The 6792-nt window shown below is 54.5% G+C and carries 4 protein-coding genes; all 4 read right to left on the reverse strand.

The window, feature by feature from the left end; genetic code table 11:
* Nucleotides 1-87: 87 nt before the first annotated feature.
* The 4 genes from B5F35_RS14310 to B5F35_RS14325 all read right to left on the reverse strand — a co-directional run bounded on the left by B5F35_RS14310 (nt 88) and on the right by B5F35_RS14325 (nt 6160).
* Nucleotides 88-1710, reverse strand: a complete 1623-nt coding sequence (locus B5F35_RS14310) for a recombinase family protein (RefSeq protein WP_087242139.1) — start codon at nt 1708-1710, stop codon at nt 88-90.
* Between the two features lie 13 nt (nt 1711-1723).
* The gene (locus tag B5F35_RS14315; protein ID WP_087242141.1) at nt 1724-2551 is read right to left on the reverse strand and encodes a recombinase family protein; all 828 of its coding nucleotides are present in this window, start codon (nt 2549-2551) and stop codon (nt 1724-1726) included.
* The gene (locus B5F35_RS14320; RefSeq protein WP_087242143.1) at nt 2548-4059 is read right to left on the reverse strand and encodes a recombinase family protein; all 1512 of its coding nucleotides are present in this window, start codon (nt 4057-4059) and stop codon (nt 2548-2550) included. Before B5F35_RS14320 ends, B5F35_RS14315 begins: the two co-directional genes overlap by 4 nt.
* A 178-nt stretch (nt 4060-4237) precedes the next feature.
* Nucleotides 4238-6160 (reverse strand): ATP-dependent DNA helicase, encoded by a 1923-nt coding sequence (locus B5F35_RS14325; protein ID WP_087242145.1) that lies wholly within the window; start codon nt 6158-6160, stop codon nt 4238-4240.
* Nucleotides 6161-6792 lie beyond the last annotated feature (632 nt).

Raw genomic sequence — 6792 nt, forward strand, 5'->3', positions numbered from 1 at the left:
AAACACCATCACTTTATAACATTATACCGAATCTTGACGGCAATGACAATAACATCTGTCTGGGAGCCATGCTTTGCCGGGAATCAGCTATTTTTCGCTGCTTTCTCCAACCCTCCTCCTCATCTCCATCCCCCCGACAAGCCGAATCACGATCTCTTCCCTGGACAGCACGGTCACGCGCTCAATCACGCGGCGCACCAGCTCGTTGGAGTATTCTGTCAGATTCAGATCTTTATCGTCGAGCAGGGCGATCAGCTCCCTCATCTCGTCCTCTCTGCCTCTTGCGTAGTCCGCACTGCAGGCAAACTGCTTTTCCTGCTGCCTGAGTCGGAGCATCTCATCACTGATCTGCTTGATTCTCAGATCCGTCAGGTCATTTCCGGCAAACGTCAGAAGACGGTCAAGCTCCCGGTTGAGCTCTTCCAAACGGTGGCGAAGCTCCTCCGGCTGGGAGCCCTGATTCTGTTGTGCCGTGCATTGGAGGATGATTTCCTGCAGGGAGACAGCCATATCGTTCTGATTGTCGCGGATCAGGCTTTGCATCGCTTCCATTATGGCATCATGCAGCAACTCCTCCCGTATGGTAGGAGAGGAGCCGCAGATTCTGGAACCGTATTCCAGGCGATTGATGCACCGCCACACAATTTCCTTTCTGCCATGGATACTCCAGGTAACCCTGCGGTACAGGCTGCCGCAGATGCCGCACACCAATCGCTCCGTCAAGGCATATTTGCTGGAAAACCTTCCGCGGTTGGTTTTCGCTCTTTTGGCATTGGCGGGCCGTTTGCTGTTTCTGCGCGAGATCTCTTCCTGAATTCTGTAAAACGTCTCGCGCGAAAGGATTGCCGGATGGTTATCCCGGATATAGTATTGCGGAAGCTCGCCGTTGTTCTTCTGCTTTTTTCCTTCCATAAAATCCGCTGTAAAGCTTTTCTGGAGAAGAACATCTCCCATATACTCCTCATTTTGCAAAATGCTGAGAATAGTCGTTTCCCTCCAGATGCGCGTTCCACCCGGAGAGGGAATGTTTCTATCCTCCAGAAAGCGTTTGATTTCCCTCAGACTGTTTCCATTCAGATAGCTCTGCGCGATCTGACGAACGATCTCTGCCTGCTCGGGGACAATCTCCGGTTTTCCGTCCGCTCCCTTCCGGTATCCCAGAAACCTGTCATACCGAAATACAAACCGTCCCTGCCGGTATCCCATGCGAATTCCCTTCGTGACGTTTCCGCTGATGGATTCGCTCTCAGCCTGCGCAAACGAGCTCAGACAGGTCAGAATCATCTCGCTGTTCATGTTGGCGGTATCAATGTTTTCCTTTTCAAAGATGATTCGAATACCCCAGCTTTTCAGCATCCTGACATACCGGATGCAGTCCAGCGTGTTTCGTGCAAACCGGGAGATGGATTTGGTCAGAATCATATCGATTTTCCGGCGTTTGCACAGCGCGATCATTTCATTGAACTGCGCTCTCTTCCGCGTACTGACACCGGAGATTCCCTCATCGGCGAAAATCCCTGCGAGCTCCCATTCCGGATTACCGCAAATTTTCTGCGTGTAGTATTGGATCTGTACCTCAAAGCTGTTTTGCTGCTCCTCTTCTTCCGTGCTGACACGGCAATAGGCGGCAACTCTCAGCCGGCGTCTGGATTTTCGAATGTTATGGAAAACCGGGTTCGCCGGTATTTCTGTTATCTTTTTCTCTGGCACCTTCTTTTCCTCCTCAGAACTCTATGCCGTTCCAAAGTCTCAGCCGGATGGTGCAGCGCTCCATCAGCACAACCCCTTTGATCGCCTGGTTAAAAAAGTTCGGATCCAACTCCTCGTTATCCACGTGTTGTGCGAGCAGCGCGCGGATTTTTTCTTCCTGCGGATTGGAAGCCAGCCGGCTTCGGCTGTATTTTTCCTGTGCGCACTCAAAAACCAGCGGGAGCAGCTCATCCGGATCGACGTCCCGACTGTCAAGCAGATGGTGGATCTGATTTTTCAGGCGGACGATGTACAGGGAGATCTGTTCCTTATGCGCCTCTGACGAAAGGGAGCGCTCCGGCGTCCGGCAGAGCTCGTGCAGCTTCTTTTTGATTTCCCGCAGAAGCTCCTGATCCGTCTGTGGCCCAAATCGTTCGCCACAGGATTGGCATTTCCATACAATATTCGGAGAGCTCCTGCTGTCCCGGCACAGAAGGCTGCCGCATTTTCCGCACAGAACCTTTTTCCGAAGAAAGGGGAGGGGACAGGGAGCGGAGGCCTGGTCCTTCCGGCGCTGCAAAACGGCCCTTCCCATCTCCGCGCCGATGACGGGAGGGAACTGTTTGCAATCCCAATACCGCTCATCCGCAAGAATTCGGGAAACGGTACATTTGCTCCAGCCGTTTCCGTTTTCATGATAGGGAATCCCGGAGCGCATGGCCAGCTCCGCAGTCTGGCGAAGCGAGGCTCCCTCCAGATATGCGGAAAAGAGATGTCGCAGCAGGTCGGACTCCTCCGGGACAGGGAGAACCTGTCCCGGCTCCATCCGATATCCAAAGGGTAGATATCTTTTTTTCTTCATACTTCTCTGGCCTCCTCGAGCTGCAGTCCGTTGATCAGCAGGAACCGGAAACGATCCGGTTTTACCACTACCGCCCTGATGATTTCGCGCGGGACAGGGGAGAGGGAATCCAGAGCATACAGGAGCTTCCGGGTATCCCGAATGGTTTCAACAATACGATCCGGCACAGCCGTTTTAGCCAGCTCTGCCCGAATGTGCTCAATCTCCAGATTGTTCCGGTTGCTTTTCTCGATAAAAATAGCAGAATCCAGCATGCCCCGGCTCCGCAGCCTGGACAATGCGTGATTCTGCCTGATGAGTTCGGCAAGCTTTGCCTCGAGTTCTTCTGTGCCCGGTTTGTTCCTCCGGCTTTTCCACTTGATTTCTTCCAGTTGTGAGAGCATTTCTCCAAGAATACTTTCCCGGTTTTCGCTCAGCTTCCGGCAGAGCCGGGACCAGGCTTCCAGCAGCTCCGGCTCCGGCACCTTCTGCTGGGGGCAAAGTTCTTTTCCCTGCAGATGCTGGCCGCAGACCCAGCTTACCTTTCCCCGGTTTACCCGTCGTCTCAAAACAGCACCGCAATACGAACAAACGAGCAGCTTCGTGAACGCCGACTCCTTTTTCCGGTATGCCGCAAAATGAAGAGACGATCTTTGCCGAAGAAGAAACTGAACTGCTTCAAATTGTTCCGTTGAAATAATAGGCTTATGAGAGTGTTTAATATAATATTTCTTTTCCTGTCCGCGGTTTCTCTGTCGGCGAAAGGGGAGCTGCTCCGGAGTAAACCATTTTTGAACCAGCGCGTCTCCAATGTATTTCTCATTTGTCAGAATATACTCTATTGCCGCTGCGTTCCATCGTTTTTCTTGCTTGGCAGATGCTTGCAGCAGTGTCTGAGATATTTCTTCAAGGCTTTTCCCACTGAGGTAACTGCCAAAGATATATTGCACCACAGGAACCTCCTGCGGATCGGGGATCAGTGTCCGATCCTTCAGATAATATCCCAGCGGCGCACTGCAGGTAATAAAATCACCAGAACGCATTCTTCTGCGATAGCTCCATTTCAAATTGCGGGAAATTGACAGCGATTCTTCCTGAGCCGCCGCGCCGAGAATGCTCAGCATCATCTCACTGCCCAGATGTTCGGTGTCGATTCCTTCCTTCTCAAACAATACCGTAACACCAAGGCTTTTCAGTTCGCGTACAGTCTGGATGCAGTCCAGCGTATTCCGCGCAAATCGGGAAATGGATTTGACAAGAATCCGATCAATCTTTCTGTTTCTGCAATCCTTGAGCAAACGCTGAAAATCGTTCCGGGAGGACGTTGTGGTACCGGAAACGGCTTCATCGGCATACAGTCCGGCAAACTCCCAGTCCTCTTCGGATTGGATGACGTCGGTATAGTACGCAATCTGCGAGGCGAAGGAATTGAGTTGGTCGGCGGAATCGCTGCTTACTCTTGCATAAGCAGCGACACGGAGCCTTTCGGCGTGCTGAGAAACGGGTGGGATGATTTTGACTTCCGGCATGCCTATTTCCCTCCTTCTCTGAAAGACTATCTGTCACCAGCAACAGTACCACAATACACGGCGGAATTCTATCACACTACCTGCTAAATATTGTATTGGGAAACGCCGTATTGTTCGGCAAGAGCAACATTGGCTTTTTTCAAAATCTCCTGCCCGACGCCCTGTTCCATCAGCTTTTTCAGATAAGAATAGGCTGCGTAATAGAGGATTTCATTGCGTATGTTTCGTTTTTGTTCTTCCATGATCGTTCCTCCCGAAAATACTCCGGCCCCTTCTTGAACCGGAGAAAAGCTTCGATCTCTCCCACGCTTTGCGTTACAGGGCACTCGGGCAGAGCGTCAAGGACAGCCTGATGGTACCGGCCTCCGGGGCAGGCCCTGCGGTCAAGGATACTCACCGCGCAGACGTCCGTTTCCGTCCGGATTGCGCGCCCGAAGCCCTGCCGGAGCTTTCTCTGCATCTCCGGGACAACGGCCTCGCGGATATAGTTCTCCAGCGTGGGATATTGTTCCCGCTCCGCCTCGCTCAGAGGATCGGGGGCGGAGAAGGGGAGGCGCGGCAGGATGAGCGAGGAGACCATATCTCCCGGAAAATCGACGCCTTCCCAGCAGGAGCCAGACGCGAACAGCACCGCGTTGTTACACTGCTTGAACTGACGAATGACGTCCTGCGCGTGACGCCATACCTCCATGATCGGAACAGACAGCCTTCCTCTGAGACGGTGGGCTGCGGTACTCATCAAAGAGTAGGAAGGGAACAGCACCAGCGTGTGCCCGTTTGCCGCAGTCACCAGATATAAGATCTGCTCCGCAATCCAATCCGCCTCCTCTCCGCTCCCAAAACGGGCTGCCGTTGGATTCGCTGGAAAGTAGAGCAGGCAGTTCTCCTGATAAGGAAAAGGAGAGGCTGCCTTTGTCTCCGTCCACCTGCAGGAAATCCCCAGCGTCCGGCGCGTCCGCTCGAAGCTTCCGCCCGTCATGAGGGTGCCGGAGGTCAGAACCGCAGGAATCTCCTGCTCCCACAGGAGACGGCGCAGCTGCGCAGGCGTGTCCCGAACATCGGCGCGCAGCTGGAAGAAGCCGTCCCGATGGGATCGAAGCGTCAGGACATAGTGCTTGTCCCGGCGGCGAAAAATGGAGAGGAGCCGTTCCGTTTCTTCCAGTCGGTAATGGAGTGAAAAGGGAAGCGATCGTCGTTCCGCCAGAAGCCGTCTGAGAAGAGAAATGGTGTTTTGCAGCGCCTCCTTCCGTTTCTCCGTGAGGAGAAAGGCTGTGCACAGAGAGCGCTGGCCGGGTTCAGTCAGAGAATGAGCCAGCTCCTGCACAGAACCGCGCAGGGCCTGGGAGCCGGGAAGATGTTCCCGTTCCAACAGGCTGCACAGCTCCGTCAGGTCTGTTGTGGAGACGGAGCAGGCGCACATCTGCCGGGCGGTCTCCGGCAGACGGTGCGCCTCGTCGACAATCAGCAGCCGGGAGTCGTTCAGCAGGGGACGCCTTCCCTCCAGCCGGTGGACGGCGTCCGCCAACAGATAGTTGTGGTTGCAGATTTGGATCATGCTCTCGCACCGCGAGACCTCCCACAGATACCGGTGGTACCGGCAGCTCCGGGCACCCGGACAATTTGAGGGACAATGTGCGGGAACGCATACCTGCCGGCGGTCAAATCCGCTGAGCTCCGGCAACTGATCCAAATCCAGCTTTCCGCGCAGGGATAAAAGTGCTTTGAACTGCTTCTCGTTTTTTTCTTTCTCCCTAACAGCTTCCAGACGCTGGGCGAGCCGAATGTCGCAGACAAATCGCTCCTTTCCCTTGCGGACGGCAGCGTAGAGCGGCCGGTCGATCACGCGATTCTTCAGCAGCACACGGGAGAGAAAGGGAAGATATTCCCGGCAAATGGCATCCTGAAGCGCGACGGTCGCGGTTGAGATGGTGATGGATTGTGCTCCGCGAGAGGGACGGCAGCTCCGGAACAGGACGGCCGCAGCCAGGTAGGCGTATGTTTTTCCGATACCGGTGCCGGCGTCGCAGAGCGCAATGCGGCGGCGCTGCATGGAATCGATCATAAAATGGCAGAGGGCGATCTGCTCCTCCCGCACAGTCATTCCATTTTCAGGGAAAAGACGGCGGAAGAGCCGCTCCGCCTGTGCGTGGGCATTCTCCTTTTCGCTTGTGATGGCGCATTCCTCCCAATGGCTGACGGCAAACTGATGCGGCGCGGTTTTGGGCCGCGCCGCACGGATTCGCCGTCAACGGCAATCTGAATTTTCTATTTTGTTTTTTCTATTTCAGCGCCGTATTTGCTGCCCGCACCCCCGGCGCTTGTAGGAACCATGCAGGCAGGTCTGCGGCATACAGACCTCCCACCGGCCTTCTGAGGGTCTTACTGATTACAACCCGGAGGCAGCCGACCCATCTGACGTGTGAGCAAACGATTGTGAGTATCTCAGCCTCGTCTGAGGTCATGGCGAAAGAGGCGTGCCGCGCCTCCCTCCGGGCAAAAGGAATCGCTCCAACGCCAACAACACAGGCCGCTTCCTCCAAAAGAGAAAAGCGGCTGCATTGCGGCGCTATCCCGGCGTTTTCCCCGGCGTCGCTCGCTCAGACGGGAACGTACCCGCATGGCTGATATTCAGTTTTCAACGCCTCATGAAATGCCATCACAGCTGAGAATGAAAATAAAGGCAGTGCATAGGACGGCGGCATCTGCTACACTAAAGTCAGCAGGCGTAGTCCG

Source organism: Anaeromassilibacillus sp. An200, assembly GCF_002160025.1.
In the GTDB taxonomy this organism is placed as follows: domain Bacteria; phylum Bacillota; class Clostridia; order Oscillospirales; family Acutalibacteraceae; genus Caccousia; species Caccousia stercoris.

What these genes read in the sequence shown, in the direction of transcription:
- B5F35_RS14315 (WP_087242141.1), bottom strand. Translation starts at nt 2,551, where the DNA reads ATGAAGAAAAAAAGATATCTACCCTTTGGATATCGGATGGAGCCGGGA.
- B5F35_RS14325 (WP_087242145.1), bottom strand. Translation starts at nt 6,160, where the DNA reads ATGACTGTGCGGGAGGAGCAGATCGCCCTCTGCCATTTTATGATCGAT.
- B5F35_RS14320 (WP_087242143.1), bottom strand. Translation starts at nt 4,059, where the DNA reads ATGCCGGAAGTCAAAATCATCCCACCCGTTTCTCAGCACGCCGAAAGG.